This is a genomic window from Microbulbifer echini (assembly GCF_041447225.1).
GTDB lineage: Bacteria > Pseudomonadota > Gammaproteobacteria > Pseudomonadales > Cellvibrionaceae > Microbulbifer > Microbulbifer echini.
Window position 1 is genome coordinate 158423 of record NZ_JBGMEL010000007.1, and the last position, 21320, is coordinate 179742.

The 21320-nt window shown below is 55.0% G+C and carries 21 protein-coding genes; 12 read left to right on the forward strand and 9 right to left on the reverse strand.

Annotated elements, in window-relative coordinates; genetic code table 11:
• Window positions 1-10: 10 nt before the first annotated feature.
• The 5 genes from hisD to ACCI51_RS09040 form a co-directional block, all read right to left on the reverse strand.
• A complete protein-coding gene (gene hisD, locus ACCI51_RS09020) occupies window positions 11-1318 on the reverse strand; it encodes a histidinol dehydrogenase (RefSeq protein ID WP_371843343.1) in 1308 nt (435 codons plus the stop codon).
• Between the two features lie 15 nt (window positions 1319-1333).
• Entirely contained in the window at window positions 1334-1969 is a 636-nt protein-coding gene (gene hisG / locus ACCI51_RS09025) for an ATP phosphoribosyltransferase (RefSeq protein ID WP_299582556.1), read from the reverse strand.
• 57 nt (window positions 1970-2026) lie between these two features.
• Window positions 2027-3289 (reverse strand): UDP-N-acetylglucosamine 1-carboxyvinyltransferase, encoded by a 1263-nt coding sequence (murA, locus tag ACCI51_RS09030; protein ID WP_299582553.1) that lies wholly within the window; start codon window positions 3287-3289, stop codon window positions 2027-2029.
• Between the two features lie 42 nt (window positions 3290-3331).
• Window positions 3332-3565 (reverse strand): BolA family protein, encoded by a 234-nt coding sequence (locus ACCI51_RS09035; RefSeq protein WP_299582550.1) that lies wholly within the window; start codon window positions 3563-3565, stop codon window positions 3332-3334.
• An 87-nt stretch (window positions 3566-3652) separates the two neighbouring features.
• Window positions 3653-4306, reverse strand: a complete 654-nt coding sequence (locus ACCI51_RS09040; protein ID WP_299582547.1) for an MlaC/ttg2D family ABC transporter substrate-binding protein — start codon at window positions 4304-4306, stop codon at window positions 3653-3655.
• A 410-nt stretch (window positions 4307-4716) separates the two neighbouring features.
• Between ACCI51_RS09040 and ACCI51_RS09045 the strand changes: the two genes are divergently transcribed.
• The 12 genes from ACCI51_RS09045 to yjgA all read left to right on the forward strand — a co-directional run bounded on the left by ACCI51_RS09045 (window position 4717) and on the right by yjgA (window position 14135).
• A complete protein-coding gene (locus ACCI51_RS09045) occupies window positions 4717-5688 on the forward strand; it encodes a KpsF/GutQ family sugar-phosphate isomerase (RefSeq protein WP_299582544.1) in 972 nt (323 codons plus the stop codon).
• Window positions 5689-5750: 62 nt separating this feature from the next.
• Window positions 5751-6290, forward strand: a complete 540-nt coding sequence (locus tag ACCI51_RS09050; protein WP_455363775.1) for a KdsC family phosphatase — start codon at window positions 5751-5753, stop codon at window positions 6288-6290.
• Window positions 6290-6856 carry an LPS export ABC transporter periplasmic protein LptC gene (gene lptC, locus ACCI51_RS09055; RefSeq protein ID WP_299582541.1) on the forward strand — a complete coding sequence of 189 codons (567 nt, stop codon included), beginning with the start codon at window positions 6290-6292 and terminating at the stop codon, window positions 6854-6856. The genes ACCI51_RS09050 and lptC overlap by 1 nt, the downstream gene beginning before the upstream one ends.
• Complete coding sequence (gene lptA / locus ACCI51_RS09060) at window positions 6843-7391, forward strand: lipopolysaccharide transport periplasmic protein LptA (protein WP_299582538.1); 549 nt, start codon at window positions 6843-6845, stop codon at window positions 7389-7391. Before lptC ends, lptA begins: the two co-directional genes overlap by 14 nt.
• A 95-nt stretch (window positions 7392-7486) precedes the next feature.
• Window positions 7487-8212 (forward strand): LPS export ABC transporter ATP-binding protein, encoded by a 726-nt coding sequence (gene lptB / locus ACCI51_RS09065; RefSeq protein WP_299582534.1) that lies wholly within the window; start codon window positions 7487-7489, stop codon window positions 8210-8212.
• Window positions 8213-8404: 192 nt separating this feature from the next.
• Window positions 8405-9850, forward strand: coding sequence for an RNA polymerase factor sigma-54 (locus tag ACCI51_RS09070; RefSeq protein WP_371843344.1), 1446 nt, complete (start codon window positions 8405-8407; stop codon window positions 9848-9850).
• Window positions 9851-10038: 188 nt separating this feature from the next.
• A complete protein-coding gene (hpf, locus tag ACCI51_RS09075) occupies window positions 10039-10329 on the forward strand; it encodes a ribosome hibernation-promoting factor, HPF/YfiA family (protein ID WP_299582529.1) in 291 nt (96 codons plus the stop codon).
• A 3-nt stretch (window positions 10330-10332) separates the two neighbouring features.
• Complete coding sequence (ptsN, locus tag ACCI51_RS09080) at window positions 10333-10794, forward strand: PTS IIA-like nitrogen regulatory protein PtsN (RefSeq protein WP_455363776.1); 462 nt, start codon at window positions 10333-10335, stop codon at window positions 10792-10794.
• A 135-nt stretch (window positions 10795-10929) separates the two neighbouring features.
• Window positions 10930-11790, forward strand: coding sequence for an RNase adapter RapZ (gene rapZ, locus ACCI51_RS09085; protein WP_299582526.1), 861 nt, complete (start codon window positions 10930-10932; stop codon window positions 11788-11790).
• 20 nt (window positions 11791-11810) lie between these two features.
• The gene (locus ACCI51_RS09090) at window positions 11811-12080 is read left to right on the forward strand and encodes an HPr family phosphocarrier protein (protein WP_371843345.1); all 270 of its coding nucleotides are present in this window, start codon (window positions 11811-11813) and stop codon (window positions 12078-12080) included.
• Window positions 12081-12188: 108 nt separating this feature from the next.
• Entirely contained in the window at window positions 12189-13556 is a 1368-nt protein-coding gene (mgtE, locus tag ACCI51_RS09095) for a magnesium transporter (protein ID WP_371843346.1), read from the forward strand.
• Window positions 13557-13619: 63 nt separating this feature from the next.
• Entirely contained in the window at window positions 13620-14135 is a 516-nt protein-coding gene (gene yjgA, locus ACCI51_RS09100; RefSeq protein WP_299582520.1) for a ribosome biogenesis factor YjgA, read from the forward strand.
• Window positions 14136-14279: 144 nt separating this feature from the next.
• On the opposite strand, the gene msrB is transcribed toward yjgA, so the two are convergent.
• The 4 genes from msrB to ACCI51_RS09120 form a co-directional block, all read right to left on the reverse strand.
• The gene (gene msrB / locus ACCI51_RS09105) at window positions 14280-14813 is read right to left on the reverse strand and encodes a peptide-methionine (R)-S-oxide reductase MsrB (protein WP_371843347.1); all 534 of its coding nucleotides are present in this window, start codon (window positions 14811-14813) and stop codon (window positions 14280-14282) included.
• 107 nt (window positions 14814-14920) lie between these two features.
• The gene (locus ACCI51_RS09110) at window positions 14921-19099 is read right to left on the reverse strand and encodes a YhdP family protein (protein ID WP_371843348.1); all 4179 of its coding nucleotides are present in this window, start codon (window positions 19097-19099) and stop codon (window positions 14921-14923) included.
• Between the two features lie 81 nt (window positions 19100-19180).
• Window positions 19181-20668, reverse strand: a complete 1488-nt coding sequence (rng, locus tag ACCI51_RS09115; RefSeq protein WP_299582511.1) for a ribonuclease G — start codon at window positions 20666-20668, stop codon at window positions 19181-19183.
• Entirely contained in the window at window positions 20665-21276 is a 612-nt protein-coding gene (locus ACCI51_RS09120; RefSeq protein WP_299582508.1) for a Maf family protein, read from the reverse strand. Before ACCI51_RS09120 ends, rng begins: the two co-directional genes overlap by 4 nt.
• Between the last annotated feature and the right edge of the window lie 44 nt (window positions 21277-21320).

Genomic DNA, 21320 nt, shown 5'->3' on the forward strand with positions numbered 1-21320 from the left:
ATGCACACGCTTACTTCTTGACTCGAAATGCAGCCGAGCGCGCATGTGCCTCCAGTCCCTCACCACGAGCGAGGGTAGCAGCCACACGACCGAGTTGATCGGCACCTTGCGGTGAACAAAAAATAATTGAACTGCGCTTCTGAAAATCGTAAACGCCCAGGGGGGAGGAGAAACGCGCTGTACCACTGGTGGGCAACACGTGGTTGGGACCAGCACAATAGTCCCCCAGAGCTTCAGCAGTATAGCGGCCCAGGAAGATGGCGCCTGCATTACGAATTTGCGCTAACAAAGGCTCTGGATCAGCTACAGAAACTTCCAGGTGTTCCGGTGCGATACCGTTTGAAATTTGCAGTGCCTGCTCAAGGGAGTCCACCAGAATCAGGGCTCCACGATCCAATAGAGATTTGGTCGCTATCTCAGCCCGGGGTAGATCCTCCAACTGGCGTAGTAGGGATGCCTCCACAGCATCGAGGAACTCACTATCGGGGCATAACAGAATTGACTGCGCTTGCTCATCGTGTTCGGCCTGAGACAGCAGGTCCATCGCGATCCAATCGGGGTCTGTAGCACCGTCACAAATCACCAGGATCTCTGAAGGCCCGGCGATCATATCGATAGCCACATGACCAAAGACAGCACGCTTGGCGCTGGCGACAAAGATATTGCCGGGGCCGACTATTTTATCCACAGAATCAATGGTTTCGGTGCCATAGGCCAGAGCCGCCACCGCTTGTGCACCGCCAATAGTAAACACCTGATCGACCCCGGCTATAGCCGCCGCCGCCAAAACCAAATCACTGATTTCGCCCTGGGGAGCAGGGACTACCATGGTCACCGAATCCACACCCGCAACCTTGGCCGGAATGGCATTCATTAACACCGAGGACGGATAACTGGCTTTGCCACCGGGAACGTAAATACCAACGCGCTCCATTGGCGTAATCTGCTGTCCCAATACCGTGCCATCGGCCTCGGTATAGCGCCAGGATTCTTGCTTCTGCCGCTCGTGGTAACTCCGCACTCGCTGAGCGGCAATTTCCAGGGCTTCGCGCTCTTCGGCACCAATACGCCCGAGCGCCTGATCCAGCTCCAGTGACGCCAATAAAAAGTCTTCAGCCACAACAAGATCACGCCGGTCAAACCGGTTGGTATATTCAACTACGGCGGCATCTCCACGGCTGCGCACCTGTTGCAGGATCTCCGCAACGGTTGCCTCAACCTGCTCATTGGCCACCGCCTCCCAGGCGAGCAGCTGTTTTAATTGCGTGTCGAAATTTTTTTCAGCTGCATTCAGCCTGCGAATAATCTTGCGAGTCATGACTTCCGGGGACTTTTAGTTTTGTGCGACCGCCGCTGATAATTTTTCGATCAGCTCACTGATGGGCTGATACTTCATCTTCATCGCGGCTTTATTGACGATTAGGCGACTGCTGATATGGGCAATCATTTCGCGGGCCTCGAGGCCGTTGGCTTTCAAAGTATTGCCACTGTCGACAATATCCACTATCTCATCGGCCAGATCCATTAATGGAGCCAGCTCCATAGCGCCATACAATTTAATGATATCCACTTGGCGACCCCGAGCCGCGTAATGACGCTTGGCACTCTCGACAAACTTTGTCGCCACTTTAATCCGACCCGACGGCAGTGCCGCACCCTTCACGCCTGCTGTCATCAGGCGACAGCGTGCGATCTCCAAATCCAGGGGTTCATAGAGACCATCGGAGTGATGTTCCAGCAAAGTGTCTTTTCCGGCAACGCCGATATCGGCCGCCCCATGCTGCACATAAGTAGGGACATCAACACCGCGCAAAAGGAGTAGTCGAACCCCCTCACGGTTGGTGGGAAAAATCAGCTTGCGACTCTTCCCCAGATCTTCCAGCGGCTCCAGGCCCGCAGCGGCGAGTAGCGGTAAAGTTTCTTGCAGAATGCGCCCCTTGGTCAGGGCGATAGTGATTTGCATAGTCATTATTCAGCCGGCTTGTCTTCGACAGCCGCCCTATTCAAAGGCGGCCTTCTCCACTTACTAACCGGGCACTCGGCGAATATTCGCCCCCAGCTGCTGTAATTTTTCCTCGATACACTCGTAACCCCGGTCAATATGGTAGATACGGTCTACGATGGTCGTACCTTCCGCCACCATACCCGCAATAACCAAACTCGCCGACGCACGCAAATCCGAGGCCATCACAGGCGCTCCCTTAAGCTTTTCCACGCCAGTGACAAACGCAGTATTGCCCTCGAGGGTGATATCAGCCCCCATGCGATTCAGCTCGTGTACTTGTATCAGTCGGTTCTCAAAAATCGTCTCGACCACCGCACCCTTGCCCTCTGCCACCGCATTCATAGCGGTAAACTGCGACTGCATGTCGGTGGGAAATGCCGGGTAGGGCGCCGTGCGGAAACTGACCGCTTTGGGGCGATTACCCTTCATATCCAACTCGATCCAGTCATCGCCGCAACTCAGATGGGCGCCCGCCTCTTCGAATTTCAGTAAAACAGCATCCAGGATATCCGCGCGAGTGTGCAGAAGACGTACCTTGCCTCTGGCGGCTGCGGCCGCCGCAAGGAAAGTGCCAGTTTCGATGCGATCCGGCATAACCGTAAAGGTACAAGAGTTCAGCTTGGGTACGCCGTGAATACGCATAGTGTCGGTGCCGACACCCTCTATTTGCGCCCCCATGGCGATGAGGAATTCTGCCAAGTCGACAATTTCGGGCTCCCGTGCCGCATTGTGCAGTACCGTGGTTCCCTCAGCCAAGGCCGCAGCCATCAACAGGTTTTCTGTCCCACCAACCGTTACTTTCTCCATAACGATATTGGCGCCTTTTAGGCGGCCATTTGAGCGAGCGCGGATGAAACCACCATCAATGGTAATTTCGGCCCCCATCGCCTCCAGCCCCTTCAAGTGAATGTCCACAGGACGACTGCCGATCGCACAACCACCGGGGAAAGAAACATTGGCCACACCGTGACGCGCCAGCAGTGGACCCAGCACCAGAATAGAGGCGCGCATGGTTTTCACCAGCTCGTAGGGTGCTGTCAGATCGTTAACCGAACGCGGGTCTATCTCGACACCCAGTTTTTCATCAATTGTGACTTCGCACCCCATACATCGCAGCAGGGTGATCATCGTAGTGATGTCGTTAAGGTGTGGCAGATTATGAATATGCACTGGGCCATCGGCCAACAAAGTTGCGGCCAATATTGGCAGTGCGGAATTCTTTGCACCAGAAATTCGCAAGGTGCCAGAAATTGGGCTGCCACCCTCTATTATTAACTTATCCATTCGGTCTCGTATATCGGGAGTCGCCTGTTTTCAGGCGACGGGTTAACGACTGGCTTCTTCTGGAGTAAGGGTCTGCATTTGCACGGCGTGTAGAGTGCCATCGGCAATCTTTTCATTCAGTGCTGCATAAACGAGCTGTTGCTTTTTTAAGCGACTGAGCCCTTCGAAGGCACTACTCACCACGGTTACCATCACGTGGCTGCCTTCAAAAGTGACGTCTACATTACTCTCGGGGATATGACCCTCAATTAGGGTTTTGATTTCATCTGGTTGCATAGGTGGGATTTGCGTTAGTTAAAAAACAGCACGCAAGTGTACTTGAATCGAAGAGGGTGCGCAGCTGCACACCCTGAAGTTCACCGACTAGCTCACTTTATCAGCGACATCCTGCCCGGCGGACCAATTGGAGATGACCTTGTCGATATCGCCATAGGTCTGCATAGACTGGGAAAACTGGCTGCGGAAGGTCTTGCCCAGGTTAACGCCGTTTAAGATGACATTGATTAACTTCCACTGGCCCGCGCGATTACGCACCAGGGTATAGGATACTTTGGTAATACCCTCTTTGCTGCGCACTTCCTGCAGCACATTGACACGGTTACCGCTGGGTTGCGTTCCAGGGTTAACCACCTTCACATCAAGGTCGCCAAAATTCGCTACGCCGCGAGCAAATGTTGCCACCAGATCACGCCGGAAAGCGCTGGCAAAGCGGGAGCGCTGGGTTGCCGTGGCCTGTTTGGCATAGCGCCCCATTACACCGCGGGCGATAAAGTCAAAATCCACAACCGGCGTCAGCACACCCTCTATAGCACTGTAATATCTCTGTGGATCAGTGTTGGCATATTGCCCATTTGAGCGAATCACACCGAGAAGTTTTTCGGAAACCCCCTCGATCATTACATAGGGGTTTTGATCGGCATTCGCAGCGGGAACCACAGCAGACACCAGTACTGCGCAAAGTAAGAATCTTAGCCATCGGGAAAAACCGTACCGACCAATCCAAAATGATGTGTTCACAAATACTCTCCAATTAGCAAATCATTCCTTGGACGCACACAGCGAAAATAAGTGCCATGACGAGACTACTGGCATTTGCTCCCAGGGAAATGGGAGCTTGTCGTTCATCCTCTGAGTGACATAGCTGACAGCAGCGGCGGCAGACTATACCATGGCCGCGTCCGGTGGTGTGGCAGTGTACGAGCGTGTCATTTGCCCCACCGGCTGGCGGCTGGCTTTCTGAAATGCCTGTTACGGGCTCACAATCAGATTAGCACGACAACAGTGGATCTACTGCGGCCAGGCTCAGGATCTAAAATCTGCATCCCATAACGTCCATGCCCGCGAATAACTTGGGCGAAGGAAGCGATCAAAGATACCGAGTAAAATGAGAAGTTATTAAATTAGAAGTCAGTAACCAGAGGCACCCAATGACCCGAGAACTAATAATGGAAGCTGGGCAACGCACTGTTCGCATGGAAACAGAAGCTGTTGCCGCACTGGAACACAGGATCAATGGCGAGTTCCAACGCGCCTGCGAAATGATCCTACAGTGCCCCGGCCGTGCCATTGTGACAGGCATGGGCAAGTCGGGGCATATCGGCCGCAAAATAGCAGCCACCCTCGCCAGCACCGGCACGCCGAGCTTTTTTGTGCATCCCGGCGAAGCGAGCCACGGGGACCTGGGAATGATCACTCGCGACGATCTGGTAATTGCCATCTCAAATTCCGGCTCTTCCGCCGAGGTTCTGACCTTGCTGCCCCTACTGAAGCGCTTGGGCATCCCCATGGTGAGCATGACCGGCAAAGCCGACTCCCCTCTGGCGCAGGCGGCAGAGGCCAACCTGGATATCTCAGTGCAAACAGAAGCCTGCCCCCTTAACCTGGCCCCCACATCCTCGACAACCGTCACCCTGGTAATGGGTGATGCCCTGGCCGTTGCCCTCCTCGAGGCGAGAGGGTTCACCGCCGAGGACTTCGCTTTTTCCCACCCAGGTGGCGCCCTAGGCCGACGCCTGCTACTCAAAGTGGAAGACGTGATGCACGCAGGAGAGGAGTTGCCGCAGGTTCACCCAGAAACCCTTCTCTCCAAAGCCTTACTGGAAATGACCACCAAAGGATTTGGTATGACCACTATCGTTGACCAGAAAGGGGAGTTGCTCGGTGTGTTTACCGATGGCGACTTGCGCCGTGTCATTGACCATAAAATCGAGCTGGATAAAGCCACCATGGAACAGGTTATGAGCCACCGCCCCAAAACAGTTTCCGCCGACACATTAGCCGCGGAAGCGCTGCGCATCATGGAAGACTACAAGATCACGGCCCTGGTGGTGGAAGACGAAGCCCACTTTCCCGTCGGCGTATTGCATATGCACGATATACTCCGCGCCGGCGTAATCTGAGATAATCGAAGAAATTGCGGGGAGAATGAGCACCCCGCTATAAGCAATTAAGGAAGACCCTGGTGATTTCCGAAGATGCATTAAAGAGCGCTTTGCAGAAAGTGCGCTGGTTGGTATTGGATGTAGACGGCGTCCTCACCGATGGCAAACTCTATTTCGACAATAATGGCAACGAGCTGAAAACCTTTAATACTTTAGATGGGCACGGTATTAAGATGCTGCAGAGTTCGGGGGTCCGGGTAGCGATTATCACTGGGCGACGCAGCTCTGTGGTCGAGCGCCGCGCGCACGACCTCGGAATCACCAAACTTATTCAGGGGCGCGAGGATAAATTTTCCGCCCTTCAGGAGCTGTTAGCTGACGAATCCTGCCGCCTCGAAGATATTGCCTATATCGGCGACGATTACCCGGACCTGCTGGTTATGACCCGCATCGGCTGTCCCATCGCTCCCCCAAATGCCGCCCCGCCCGTTCGCGAGCGCGCCCTATGGATCACCCACGCTCGTGGTGGCGAAGGTGCCGTGCGCGAAGCCTGTGATCGCATTATGCAGGTACAGGGGACATTTGATTCAGCACTGGCGCCCTACATAGGAGAGCAGTAGTGCGCACCTGGCTACCACTGTTGCTGGTGGTATCCCTAATCAGCGCCGGACTCTGGCTCTCGGAAAGCCCCCCAGAACAGCTTCTGGGGATGCGCCCCACTCCACAGCAGCATGATAAAGCCGCGGAACTGATCATCCGAAATGCCAAAACGCGCCATTTTAATGAAGCCGGAAACCTGGCTTACCGGGTGGATGCGGAGCAAATAACCTACTACCAGTTTAAACGTCGTGACCGGGCAGACCTTACCGAGCCCCGCATGCTCTTTTATCAGGATGACCAGCCAAAGTGGCGCACCGAATCCCGCCGGGGGGTGGCCCACAATCGTGGCGAGCGGGTTGTTTTACGCGGCAAGGTAGAAATTGATGAACTACCGACCCCTGGTGGTATCAAATTGGAAACGCCAAGTCTTACGATTTTGCCCGGCAAGGAATTCGCCGAGACAGACAAAGTTGTTACTATTAGTTCCGGCCCCAACCGCACCACAGGAAAGGGGATGCGCGCTTACTTAAATGAAGATCGGGTGGAAATACTGTCCGACGTAAAGAGCATCTATGACACTGACTAAATACCGCCATCTGTTGAAAACCTCCGCCATTGCAGCCCTGGTACTCACAGCCTCTAGCGCTGTAGCCCTCCCTGAAGATCGCCAACAACGGATCAATATCAGCTCTGATGCAATGAACGCAGGTCTCAATAATAACTTGGTGGTATATAATAAGAATGTTGTTATAACTCAGGGATCTTTAAAGATTCAGGCTGATCGCGTCGAGGTTTACTTCACCCCGGAGAAAGAGATCAGCCGTGTCGTAGCCATCGGTAAGCCCGCACATTTCCAGCAAAAAATTCTACAAACTGAGCGCCCGGTGAAGGCCAAAGCCCAGAAAATCGTTTATCGGGTAAGCTCTGAGGAACTCCAGCTCACAGGCAAGGCCCATGTGGACCGGGAAGGTAACACGCTGGCCGCCGAGAAAATTGACTACGACCTCACCACCGAGCAAATGAGTGCCCAGGGCCAGACAGGCAAGGGGCGCGTGGAAATGACCTGGAAGCCCGAGAAAAAAGAAAGTACACCCAGTAACGGTGATAACAAGGGACAGTAGGGTCCCTGGGCACCACTCGGGCACCAAAGCTCTAGATATAATTGCACCGGCGGACATTACTATGTCCGCGGCATGGATAGATTTCGGTACACACTATGCCAACGCTCAAAGCGTTACACCTCGCCAAGCAGTATAAAAAAAGAAAAGTTGTCCAGGATGTCAGTGTCAGCGTTTCCAGCGGGCAGGTCGTGGGCCTTCTCGGACCCAACGGCGCCGGGAAAACCACCTGTTTCTATATGATTGCCGGTCTGGTACAGGCCGACGCTGGGCGGGTGATGATTGACGACGAGGATATTACCCGACTGTCCATGCACGGTCGGGCGCGCAAGGGAATAGGCTACCTCCCCCAGGAGGCGTCCGTTTTTCGCCGCCTGAGCGTTAAAGACAACATCCTGGCTATTCTTGAAACCCGCAAAGACCTCTCCAGAGCTGAGCGCCAACAACAGGCACAAGAGCTACTCGAGGAGTTCCACATTACTCACATAGAGCAGAGCCTGGGCATGGCCCTCTCTGGGGGAGAGCGCCGCAGGGTAGAGATTGCTCGTGCCTTGGCCACCAACCCCAGCTTCGTCCTTCTGGACGAGCCCTTCGCAGGGGTAGACCCCATATCAGTCAATGATATCAAAGGGATCATCCGCCACCTTCGGGACCGCGATATCGGAGTCCTCATCACCGATCATAATGTACGCGAGACTCTCGATATCTGCGAGACGGCCTATATAGTCAGCGAAGGCCACATCATTGCTGAAGGCACCCCGAATGAAGTTCTTGCCAACCAGCAGGTTCGCGAAGTCTATTTGGGACACGAATTCACTATTTAAAGTGAATCACCGATCATTGTCCTCTCTCCTGCCAATTTGCATTAAATGAGTCATCAGTCCGAATCACGACCCCCAGCTTTCGCTCCGGGGTCGGCACGCTTATTGCTTGTAATGGTTTGGAGAGAAAGGTAGTCTGCGCCATCTCAGGACAATTTGATAATCACTCTGTCGTATGGCCTGCGGCTCTCTATTATGAAGCAGTCTCTCCAGCTCAAACTCGGCACTCAGCTGACAATGACTCCCCAGTTGCAACAGGCAATTCGCCTCCTGCAACTATCCACCCTCGATCTGCAGCAAGAGGTCCAGGCAGCACTTGACAGCAATCCAATGCTGGAGGCGGATAGTGAAGAACTGCCAGCAAAAACAGAAGAGCCGCAGCCCCAAGCAGAGCAAGCGCCCGAAAGTGCCGCTCAACCTTTAGAGGAAAGAGACCTCACTGAGAGGGACTGGGAGCAAAACCTCCCCGATGAACTTCCCGTCGACTCCCGCTGGGATGACATCTACACCAGCCACAGCAGTGGCCACGATGCCGATTCGCCAGCCTTTGAACGCAACTCCACCTCAATCGACCTACAGGACCACCTGCGCTGGCAGCTCAACCTGACCCCCTTATCCGAACAGGATAAGTGGATTGGTGAGAACCTCATAGACGGTATCACCCCCAGCGGTCTGCTGAGCACCCCGCTGGAGGAAGTCTCCTCCTCGGTGAATGTCGAGGAAGATGAGGTGCTTGCGGTATTAAAGACCATCCAGCAGTTCGAGCCCGCAGGGTGCGGCGCCAGGGACCTGAAGGAATGTTTACAACTACAGTTAAAGCAGTTACCGCCAGAAACCCCGTGGCTCCAGCAGGCGCACGATATTGTTGAGAAACATCTGGATCTGCTCGGTAAAAGAGATTTTCGCCAGCTGGGGCGGCGCACCCGCCTCAGTGAGGCTCAGCTCGGAGAGGCAATTCGCCTTATACAAACGCTCAACCCAAGCCCTGGGGAGAGCTTCGGCGGGCAGGAGCCGGACTATGTGATTCCGGATATCATTGTTTCCCGCAAAGCTCTGCGCTGGCAGGTGGAACTGAATGCGGAAATCACTCCAAAAATCCGAATCAATGACCACTATGCCTCTTTGGTCAAGCGCGCCGACAACTCTAGGGATAACAACTTCCTGCGAGACAACTTACAAGAGGCGCGCTGGTTTATGAAAAGCCTGCAAAGTCGCCACGAGACCCTGCTGAAGGTGGCCAACTGTATTGTCGAGAAACAACAGGGTTTCTTTGAAGAAGGCCCTGAAGCTATGCGCCCCATGGTGCTCGCAGATGTCGCCGAATCAATCGGTATGCACGAATCGACCATCTCCAGAGTAACTACTCAGAAGTATATGCTCACGCCCCGCGGGGTCTTCGAGCTGAAGTATTTCTTTTCAAGCCACGTGAGCACAGACTCAGGCGAAGATGCCTCCTCTACCGCCATACGCGCATTGATTCGAAAACTGATCGACTCGGAAACCCCGCGTAAACCCTTATCCGATAATAAGATTACCCAGGAACTGGACAAGCAGGGGATTAAAGTGGCCCGCCGAACTGTGGCCAAATACCGGGAATCCATGGGCATCCCCTCCTCAAGCGAGAGAAAGCGCCTGGTCTAAGCGGTCACGGTGTTTGTGACCAGCCAAGCTAACTGCCACGGTCACGCTCTATTTGGCGCCTGTAGCTGCGCCTTCGCAACCGAACTCCGAACTTTGAGTGTATCCTTCCATTCTGGGCCACTTCCTAGTAGGGTTGCGACCCGAAAGGAGGCTCGCCGAAATGTGATGCACCCAATAAGGAGAAATCCATGCAGATCAACATTAGTGGTCACCACGTCGACGTTACCTCGCCAATGCGCAACTATTGTGAAAACAAGCTGGAAAAGCTCACACGTCACTACGACAACATAACCAACGCGCAGGTCATTTTATCGGTAGAAAAACTGATCCAGAAAGCCGAGGCCCGAGTACATATCAATGGTCACGACCTCTGTGCCGGTTCAGAAGATAAAGATATGTACGCGGCCATCGACTCGCTCACCGATAAGTTGGACCGCCAACTGAAAAAACACAAAGAGAAGTTGCAGAACCACCGCTGAATTATGACACTGGAAGCCCTACTATCTCCCCGCCTCAGCCTTTGCCACCTGGCGGGGAGCAGCAAAAAGAAATTGCTGCTCAACATCGCCCAGGCTATCGCCGAACAATACCCACAGCATGATTCCGACACAATATTCAACCAATTGATTGCTCGCGAGCGTTTGGGTTCTACTGGAATTGGCGAGGGCGTGGCCATACCCCACTGCCGCCTCCCCGGCTGTGAGGAGCCCATAGGCGTGCTCTGCACTATCGAGCCGGCCGTAGATTTCGATGCAATTGATCGCCAACCTGTCGACTTGCTCTTTGTCCTCCTCGTTCCAGAAGACTCAGAGCAACAACACCTGGACACCCTGGCAGAAATCGCCGCGCTCTTTTCCAGCAGCCAGGTTCGGGACAAATTAAGGCAAGCCGATAGTAGTGATGCTCTCTACGCACTGGCCATAGACTCTGCCGCAGCGGCCTGATCTCTGCACTGCACGTCCACCCAAATGCCATCTGCAATATTTTACTGCGTTGCGACGTTTCAATTACCGTTAGGAATAAAAACACTTATTGTTGAATGAACTAGTGGTATAAAGAACAAAAAAGAGAGGGTCTTTATGCGCTTGGTAATTATCAGTGGCCGCTCCGGCTCCGGCAAAAGCTCCGCACTACAGCTACTTGAAGACGCCGGATTTAACTGCATCGACAATCTGCCGACCAGCCTGCTGCCGGAACTCATCAAGCGCGTCGAACAACAACCGCCGAAAGGGGATGCCCGCCTCGCCCTGGGAATAGACGCACGCAATCTCTGGCAGGATATCAAACAGGCTCCGCGAGTGATCGAGTCCCTGCGCGCCAGCGGCGTCCAGTGTGACATCATCTATTTGGATGCACGCGAACCCGTACTGGTACAGCGCTTTAGTGAGACACGCCGAAAACATCCCCTCAGTAATGACTGCACCCATTTACTGGAAGCCCTCAACCAGGAAAGGGAGTTATTAACGCCAATCTCTGCCATGGCCGACATGGTAATTGATACCAGCAGTCTCGGCCTGCACGAGCTGAGGGAGCTGATTAAAAACCGCGTAGTGGGCGGGCACTCGGAGGGAATGGCAATACTGTTTCAGTCCTTCGGCTTCAAGTATGGGATCCCTGTGGACGCCGACCTAATGTTCGACTTACGCTGCTTGCCAAACCCTTACTGGGAGCCAAGCCTGAGAAAAAAAACCGGGCTAGATCCAGAGGTCGCTGAGTTTCTACGCTCGCACCCCGCAACCGGTAAAATGGAAGCTGACATCACCGGCTTTTTGGAAAATTGGCTGCCCTCTTTCCAGGAGAGTAACCGAAGCTACACCTGTATCTCCATCGGTTGTACCGGTGGGCGACACCGCTCTGTATACATGGTTGAACAACTGGCCCGTACTTTTCTACACAAGTTTGGCAATATCCAGGTCCGCCACCGCGAACAACAGAGATAACCCCACACCCTCCGGCCCCTATGCAAAAACAGCGCCTTACCATCATCAACAAGCTCGGCCTACACGCCCGTGCAGCCAGTAAATTCGCCCAGACCTCCGCCCGCTTTTCCTCCAACATCAAGGTGCACTGTGACGGGCGCTCAGTGGATGGCAAGAGCGTGATGGCGCTGATGTTACTCGCCGCCGGCCAAGGTACTGAGCTGGAGCTGGAGATTGAAGGTCGGGATGAGAGCGCCGCGCTCGACGCTATTTGCGCCCTGGTCACCGAGCGCTTTGGCGAAGCGGAGTAATTTGCAATGGTTAGCCGCTCTGGATAGAGTCCCGCCATGAGCATAAAATCGCCACCGTTCTCCAGTGGCCATCGCCTCCCAATTATCGCTGAGCAGTAAGGATTTATCGTGTCCAGCCCACCCCAAGCCGAAATCAAGTTCCGCGCGCAAAACCAGCTCAGTGAGCTGTTCGCCGCTCTGGATAGTGGCACCGGGCAGGAAGTCCGGCGCATGCTTAAAACTCTGACCCCCCAGAGTATTGCGCAACTCCTGGAGAGCTCCCCCCCGCGTATCCGCCAAGTACTGTGGAACCTGATCGACCGGGATGTCGAAGGTGAGGTTCTGCAGGAACTGACCGATGAGGTGCGCAGCCAGATCCTCGATACCTTGGACACCGAGGAGATGGTCGAGATTATGGAGGGGCTGGACGCGGACGATATTGCCGATATCCTCCAGCAACTCCCCGAGCGCGTTGTTTCGGAAGTCCTCTCAGCAATGAGCGAAACAGACCGTCTGCGGGTAGAAAGCGTTCTCGCTTACGATGAGAACACCGCCGGCGGTTTGATGGACACCGATACCATCTCTGTGCGCCCCAATCTAAGCCTGGACGTAGTCCTGCGCTACCTGCGCCGCCACGAACAGTTGCCAGAATCCACCGACAGCCTCTTTGTGATTAATCGCCAGGGGCAATATATTGGGCTGCTCCCTCTTTCTAAGCTACTGACAACGGACCCCTCCGTTACCGTTCGCGAGGTGGTGAGCACCGATGTAGAGCCCATTCCCGCAGATATGCGCGATACCGAAGTGGCCCAGCTTTTTGAGAAATACGACTGGATTACCGCTCCGGTCGTGGATGAGAATAACCGCCTGCTGGGCCGAATCACTATCGATGACATCGTCGACGTAATCCGCGAGGGGGCCGACCACTCTCTGATGAGCATGGCTGGTCTCGATGAGGAGGAGGACACTTTTGCCCCGGTAAGGCGCACTGCCCGCAGGCGCGCTCTGTGGCTCGGCATCAACCTGCTTACTGCCCTGCTCGCCTCCTGGGTAATCAGCCTGTTCCAGAATACGCTGGATAAGGTAGTAGCCCTGGCCGTTTTGATGCCAATTGTCGCAAGTATGGGCGGGGTCGCAGGGAGTCAGACCCTCACAGTTGTGATCAGGGGGATGGCGCTGGGGCAAATTGGCAGGAGCAACCTGCGCTGGCTCCTCTCGCGGGAACTCGGCGCAGCGGCGATGAACGCCCTACTCTGGTCCCTAGTCATGGGGGGAGTAGCCGCACTCTGGTTTGACGATATTACTATTGCCGTCATTATTGTTGCGGCGATGCTTATCAATTTGATTGTGGCGGCAATGGCAGGGGCAATTTTACCAGTTGTATTACGCGCCATGCGCATCGACCCGGCCCTGGCCGGCAGTGTCGCACTGACAACAGTCACCGATGTGGTGGGGTTTATGTCCTTCCTGGGACTCGCCACCTGGCAATTTAGCTGAGCGGAAATACGCAACCGTCTCAATTAGACCGGGGCGACCCGGAACCAATACACGGAACTCGAGATGTACGAATACGACGACCACGATGAAGATTTGCCAAAGAGCAAGACACAGCTAAAGCAAGAAATGCACGAGCTGCAAGCCCTGGGGAAACAGTTGACCGAACTGTCCAAAGCCCAACTGGCCGAGGTGCCTATTGATGAAGACATGCGCGAGGCGATTGAGACCTTCGCACGAATCAAATCAAACGAGGCCCGCCGTCGCCAAATGCAATATATTGGCAAACTGATGCGCAGCGCCGACCACGAGGCGGTAGAAGCTGTCCTGAATAAGTTCAAAGAGCGGGATCATCAGCACCTGCGTTTTGACAAAATGGCGGAGGAGTGGCGCAAGCGCCTGCTCGAAGAGGGCAACACTGCCCAAGGTGCCTTCTTTGATCAACACCCCCAGATAGACCACCAACACCTGCGTCAGCTGGTAAGGGATTCCCTGCGGGAAATTAAAAACAGCAAGCCCCCCAGCAATCAACGCAAGCTATTTCGCTACCTGCGAGATTTCTTTATTCAGATCTCTGAGTAAGTCGATCTCTAAGACTCTTATTTCAGGGCGGCCCGCTTACCGCCCTTCATTTCACTTTCTCACGGCCGCAACGCATTCGGTCTCTCTAAGAGGGCTCCGTTAAGCCGGGAAAATTCCAGTCGCCAAATTATCTCGACAAGCTAACTACTGTTTAGTGCTAGGCGCAGGTTCGAAATCCAAAGCCAGGGAATTTAAGCAGTAACGCAGGTTGGTGGGCGGAGGACCGTCCTTAAAGACGTGCCCTAGATGCTCACCGCATTTGGATAATACTTCCGTGCGCTTGAGCCCCCAGCTGAAATCGTCTTTCAAAACAATATTTTGCGGATAGGCCACATCCCAGAAACTGGGCCAGCCTGTGCCTGATTTATATTTGTGTGCAGAACTGAATACCGGCAGGCGACAACCGGCCGAAACATAGACCCCTTCCTTTTGGTTGTAAAGCAACTTGCCACTGAAAGCGCGCTCCGTATCTCCCTTCCAGAGAACCTTGTAGCGGTCTTCAGGCAATATCTGCTTCCATACCGACTTGGGTATCTGGTCCAAGCCACGCCCTTCAGCAATGCGGGTTTTGGCTTCTGCCACCGTCATACCCTGGAGCCGCTGATCATCAGCCTCAGTACAAGCCGACAAGATCAAGACTAACAACATCAGGGGCCATAGGATTCTGGACTTCACCATGCCGCAAACTCCTGTCCTCAATAGGTAAACACCTTAAAGATTAGAGTGCTGCGGGCAAAAGCGGTTGAAGACCTATGCCAATATCAGAATATGGCTAAATTAGAAGGTTAGGAGCCGCCCTCGCGAGTGCCAGAGTTACGGCTGGCATTCGCCACCCCCGAATCCGGCCCGGCCTCTTTACCTGATGCGCCGGAGGCCGCGCCCTGGCGTTCAGCGCCATCTCCATCAAAAAGCCTTTCGAAGCGCATTTGAGGATCAGCCCATTCGCCACTGATGCGGTAACTGACACTGGCCATTTTCTTCACCTGCTTCTTAAAAGCTTTACTGATGAGGTAAACACCTGCCGCAGCCGGGAGCCCTCCCGCCAAAGCGGCAACCAGAGCGAGGTTGTTACTCACAGGAAGAGTAGCCACCAGGGTTAAATCCAAGTCTTCACGCAACAGATTGACTCGCCCCGCCATTTGCAGCTCACTGGTGGGCCCCTCGACCTGTATAGGCACGGCGATCAGTAGCTGTCCATCCCCCTCGAATACCACTTCTCCACGCACACGGTCGAAAGCCATACCACTCTTGTAGAGATCGGAAAAATCCAGGCGCAGGCGGCGTGCCCAGGTATCGAAATTAAACAGCGACAGCAGGCGTAAAACGGTAGAACCCGCAGTACCCGTTGAGCGCAGGAAGCGGCCATCGCGAATATCAATTTTCAGATCCCCCGAAAGCAGACTGCCTTTAACCTGGGCCGGCGAGCCATCCCAGCGCAAAGCGGTGTCAAAAGCGGCAGACTGACTTTCAATCAGGGGTTCATGACCCATTTCGCGCTGAATATCGGCGAGGTCATCCGCGGCAAGGCGCCCTATAAACTGGGACGAGTTTTTACCTTCCGCATCGCGCATCCACATGAGCTGCGCCCCCAAGGCTTTTTTGCCACCACCGCGCCCTTCCAGGCGAAGGCCGCGCACGCCGCCACGAATGTCGCTCAGAACTAGGCGCTCCTTGGAAGGCCGCACATCAAAGGACCAACGTCCAAGCTCCTCATCTCCCAAACGCAGGCTTTCTGTACTGAAATCAATAGCCGGCAAACTCTGGAAATCAAACTTCGCCCAGGGGTCGGCGGGCTCTTCCGCAAAGGGATCCTCTTCCGGGAGTGACGTCTCTTTCTCTGGTTCAGGCAGGCGTAAATGGGCCAGCTTCAGGCTGAGGGGCTTTTTCCCCCCGAGGGTTCCAGAGAGCTTTCCCGCCGCCATCACACTGTCAAAGTCCAATTGCCACTTAGATCCTACGCCCCGACCAGCAATATGGATATGCTCGATGGCCGCAGAACCTAGCTGCAGGTTGTCAGTACTGAGATCCAGATTTATCGGCAGCGGACTGGATGCCTTGGCCTCAGCCGTATTCGCCCGCAGTTGCTCCAATGCCTCAGTCTCTGGTTGCCCCGAGGGGCCAGGACTTACAGCAGTTTCCTCACGGTAAACACCCAACAGGCTTTCCCAGCGGGGCAGATCAACACTGGATATATCGCCCAGGACACTCAACCCCCTCTCTTCGGGGAGCTTAGCCTCGGCATTCAGAGCAATGGCTGCGCGCTCGAGGGCCCCTTCGACCAACCAAAACTGTCCCTGAAGGTGCTCCCCATAACTCAGGTGGAATAAGCTGCCCTGATCACCAATAGGTGCACGCAGTACAAAATTTGTTTTTTTCTCGGCGCTCTTGCCAAGAGGCTCAGGCAGATTTACCGCCACGCCTTCAAGGTTCGAGGTCAACTCGAAAACTGCCGCGTAGGGAGCCTCTTTTGATTTTGCGGGAACCGTGACCAGTGCCCGGTAGTCCATGTCGCCATCCATCCATTTGAGCTCAGGGCGCCGACTCCAGGTATAAATTGATTCTGTAGCGGCATTGCCCTCCAGCACCACCTGAGTATCCTGCGAAACACCCTCGCCAAAGTGACGAATGCTGGCCTTTACGGGTCGCCCCCAAAGCTCGCCGCTCAGCTGCGTACCGGTAAGGCCACGATCACTGTCGTAGACTACATCCCCAGTCAATGCCTGTGCGTGTAAGCGCAGGTTCTGCAACTGTAAATCCCCGCGGCTCAGCTGTAACTCAACGCTATGGCTGGGCGATACAGCCGCACCACCGAGAGGTTGGGTTAAATTCAGGTACCCGCGAATATCTCCAGAGAGCTGCCAATCATCAAAGGCACTGCCCAGCTTCGCTCTCAACGGCGACTCCCGCAGCAAACGCAGCCCATCAGCGGCGGGACCCTGTAGCTGGGCCGACACGTCCAGACGCGAGCCATTGCCAGGCTGTGGAGTTACCTCGACAATAATATCTCGAGCATCCACCCCCCATAAACCAGCCTTATTGGCGCTGACAGATACATTTCCATCATTCAGCAACAGGCGGCCATTCACCCCCTTTACTCCGGGCCAATCGTCCGCATATTTCAGGTCGGCACCGGCAAATTCCGCGGCCAACTGCGCGGTGTGACGCTTGTTATGGGTACCCAGGGCGCGCAGGGATTCTTCCTCACCATTTTTGCTGTAGCTGCTACCGCGATAGATAAACGCGGCAGTCTCAACCCTACCTGGATTTTTAGCGCCCAACCCCTCATTTAGCCACTGGCGCAAGTCCTCACTGACCGTGGTCGGCACCAGTTGCTCCTGGACACCCACTTCGGCATCGCGCAGTGATAGGGCCAAGACCAAATCCGCCGCGCGGCTGTGCGGGCGGAACGGCAGAGATAACAAAAACTGCCCCTGGACATCCCCCACTGCGCCATTTAAATGCAAAGGCCCTGAAAAAATGCTGATTTCATTCTGGTCTCTGTCCAAGCTCCAGGCCAGGGTGCCGCTGGCCTGCTCAAAAGAAAATGTATCCTGGTACAGGTTCGGAAACCCGGCTTGCAGGCTCGAGCCATCCAGCTCTACCCGACCATGGCTCCCTGCAAATTCCAGGTAGCCACTCAAACCGGCAATCGAAGGAGCACCGCGATAGGCCTGCGTGCCAATATTCTGTAAGTTGGCGCTCAGGCTCATTGAACCCCCCGCCCCCTTTCGCAGCTGCAAGCGGCGCAACTGACCCGTGGGCTCCAGAGCCCGCAACCAATCACCCGCGGCACCCTCTAATAAATCCAGGCGCCGGAGAATATCGCTCCAACCTGCCAGATCGATCACATCCGCCGATAGTGCGACCCCCTGCTGATCGCTGCTTACCTGTAGGTTCAGGGGGGGCATTTGCAGGCCCTGCCAGTCAATCTCGGTGCTCTGCAGTGCCAATCGCCAGTGTTCACCAGGCAGCCAGCGCCCTGAAATGTCCCCGGAAAGTGCACGCAAAGGGGCCATGGTGTGATCACCAGCCAGATTTTGTTCACCCTTCTCTTTCTGGGAATCACCGAGGCTTGCCACCTGGGCAAGATCCACTCGTCCCACCAGTCGATAGCCACTCTTGCGATCACTGTGCAGCCAGAGGCGTCCATCAGCCCACTTGCGCCCGTGCCAATGAAATCGATCGGGCAATGGGGTCAATTGATGCAGTAGGGAAACGATATCCCGATCCAATAGCAGCTCATTAAGTTGCATGTAGCCACGTACAGAGAAGTGCTTTTTCTTACGCGGATTGCCCCGACCCTCGAGTACTAGGCGAAGCGTTTCCGTGCCGGCCTTGTGTTCCTCCCCTTCGCGGGCAATAAAAGCACGGGCCGTAAGGCGGTGGAAATCACCGCGATTTTCCAGGGAGATCTGCGGTAAGTTGATCTCCGCAAGCTGCTCCCCGGGAAGCCTGACTGTGATTGCCGCATCGCGAATCTGTACCTTGGGGCTCAACTGGAAAAGCCGGGCCGGATCAGCCGCCTTGGGGTTGGATACAACCCGGCCATCGGGCTTCAGGGATATATCGGGGAAGCCATCGAGTCGCCATTCCCCCTGTTCATTGCGGCTGAGACCCGCCGCAAAGGCGTGCATTTGCAGGTCCTTCCACACCAACTCCCGGTTCCACAGGCTGGAGAGCAGATCCAGTTGGAACAGACCGTGCCCCATGCGCAGTTCACCATTTTCCCCCAGGCGCAAGCCGTCGAGCTGCAAAGCCACTTGCAGCGCCTCCCAGCGTAGGGAAATCCGGTCCATCTGCACCGGCACACCCAGCTGACCGGTGAGCCAGCGGCTGATCTGTGGGCGGTACTCCTCCACCTGGGGGGACAAGAGCCGCCCGGTTTGCACGAGGATCGCCAGGGCGATCACCAGGCTCACCGATAACAACCAGAACTTTCGCGCGAACCAGCGCAGCAGATTCATTACCACCTTCCCCCTCTCACGAGACAGCTGCAAGCATCGCAACAGCCGGCGCCGACAAACTGTGGGAAAGCGGATAATGATTTACACAAGAACAATGTCGTACTGCTCCTGGTTGTAAATAGGCTCCACCTGAAACTGTATGGGCCGGCGAATAAACTCCTCCAGATCGGCAACATTGGCCGACTCCTCGTCCAGCAGCAGGTCTATGACCATCTGGCTGGCCAGTACCATAATCTTTTCACTGTCGTAAGCCCGTGACTCACGGATAATCTCCCGAAATATCTCGAAGCAAACGGTCTCAGCACTTTTCAAAGTCCCACGCCCCTCACATACCGGGCAGGGCTCGCACAAAATCTGACCGAGGGACTCCCGCGTGCGCTTGCGCGTCATCTCCACCAAACCGAGCTCGGAGACACCAGTAATACTCGACTTGGCGTGATCCCGCTCCAGGGTTTTTTCCAGAGTTCGCAGTACCTGGCGCTGGTGCTCCGGGTCTTTCATATCGATAAAATCGATAATGATAATCCCCCCGAGGTTGCGCAGGCGCAGCTGGCGAGCAATGGCAGTTGCCGCCTCCAAATTCGTTTTGAAGATAGTCTCTTCCAGATTGCGATGACCCACAAATGCGCCGGTATTCACATCGATAGTACTCATCGCCTCTGTTTGCTCGATAATGAGATAACCGCCAGACTTTAATGTCACCTTATTCTGTAAGGCGCGGCGAATCTCCTCCTCAACACCGTAGAGATCGAACAGAGGGCGCTCCCCCGGATAGTGCTCCAAACGACCGGCAATTTCCGGTGCGTACTTTCCGGCAAACTCCGCTGCTCGGCCATGGGCCTCGCGGGAGTCTATACGAATCTTCTCAGTGTAAGGGCGCGCAAGATCACGCAGGGCCCGCATAAAGAGTGGCAAGTCCTCATAGATCACCGAAGGGACGGCCCGCTCCTTGATTCGCTGCTCCAGTTCCCCCCAAAGCTTGTAGAGAAAGGGGATATCCCGCAGCAGTTCATCCTCACTGACACCCTCCGCCACGGTGCGCAAAATAAATCCACCGTCTGCGGAAAGGCCATCCTCCGCGAGTCGCGACGAAGCGGTCTCCACCAACTGGCGCAGGCGCTCCCGCTCCCCCTCGTCCTCGATACGATTGGAGATTCCGATATGGCGAGTCTGTGGCATGTAAACGAGATAACGAGCAGATACCGATAAGTGTGTGGTTAAGCGTGCACCTTTACTACTAATAGGGTCCTTGACCACCTGTACCACCAGGGGCTGCCCTTCGCGTACCAGGGCGCGAATATCTGCCACTTCGGCATCCCGCGCCTCCATACCCTCATCATCCAGGGGAGCGATATCGGAGGCGTGAATAAAGCCAGCACGCTCCAGGCCAATATCCACAAAGGCCGCCTGCATCCCCGGCAGCACCCGGATCACCTTGCCTTTATAGATATTACCTACGATACCTCGGCGCGCACTGCGCTCCAGATAGACTTCCTGGAGCACACCGTTTTCCACCAGTGCGACGCGAGTCTCTGTAGGTGCGACATTGATCAGCAACTCTTCGCTCAAGATTGGGCCTCCTGCCAATAAGAAATGCCCGCCTGTTCGAGCATCGGAATTAGTGCCTCCAGGGGTAGACCAACAACATTGCTATAACTGCCGCTAATAGACGCCACCAAGGCGGCCCCCATCCCCTGAATGCCATAGCCACCGGCCTTATCCACAGGCTCACCTGTGCGCCAATAGGCATCAATCTGTAAGCGGGACAAATTGCGAAAACTCACGCGAGTCTCAACCAGGCGGCTGAATTGCTTCTCCCGATTGCGCAGACAGATGGCGCTCAATACAGAGTGCTCCGTGCCCGACAGGGACAGCATCATGGATTCAAAGTCACGGTAATCTCTCGGTTTCTCCAGGACGCTCTCACCACAAAGTACAATGGTGTCCGCCCCCAGGGCCCAGAGCCCGTTTATATCAGGCGCTGCATGCAACCCTGCGGAAGACTTTTCCTGGGCCAGTCGCTGAATATAGTCCTGTGCACTTTCACAGGACTTCTTCTGCTCGGGTACCGAGGGAGTCAGCTGAGAAAATGGAACGCCTATCTGTGTAAGGAGTTCGGCCCGACGCGGGGATCCCGAGGCCAGGAGGAGATGATTAAAAGCGGTGGTATTCGTCACTGTACTACAAATTCCCTGTGGGCCAGCGGCTGATTATAGCGATA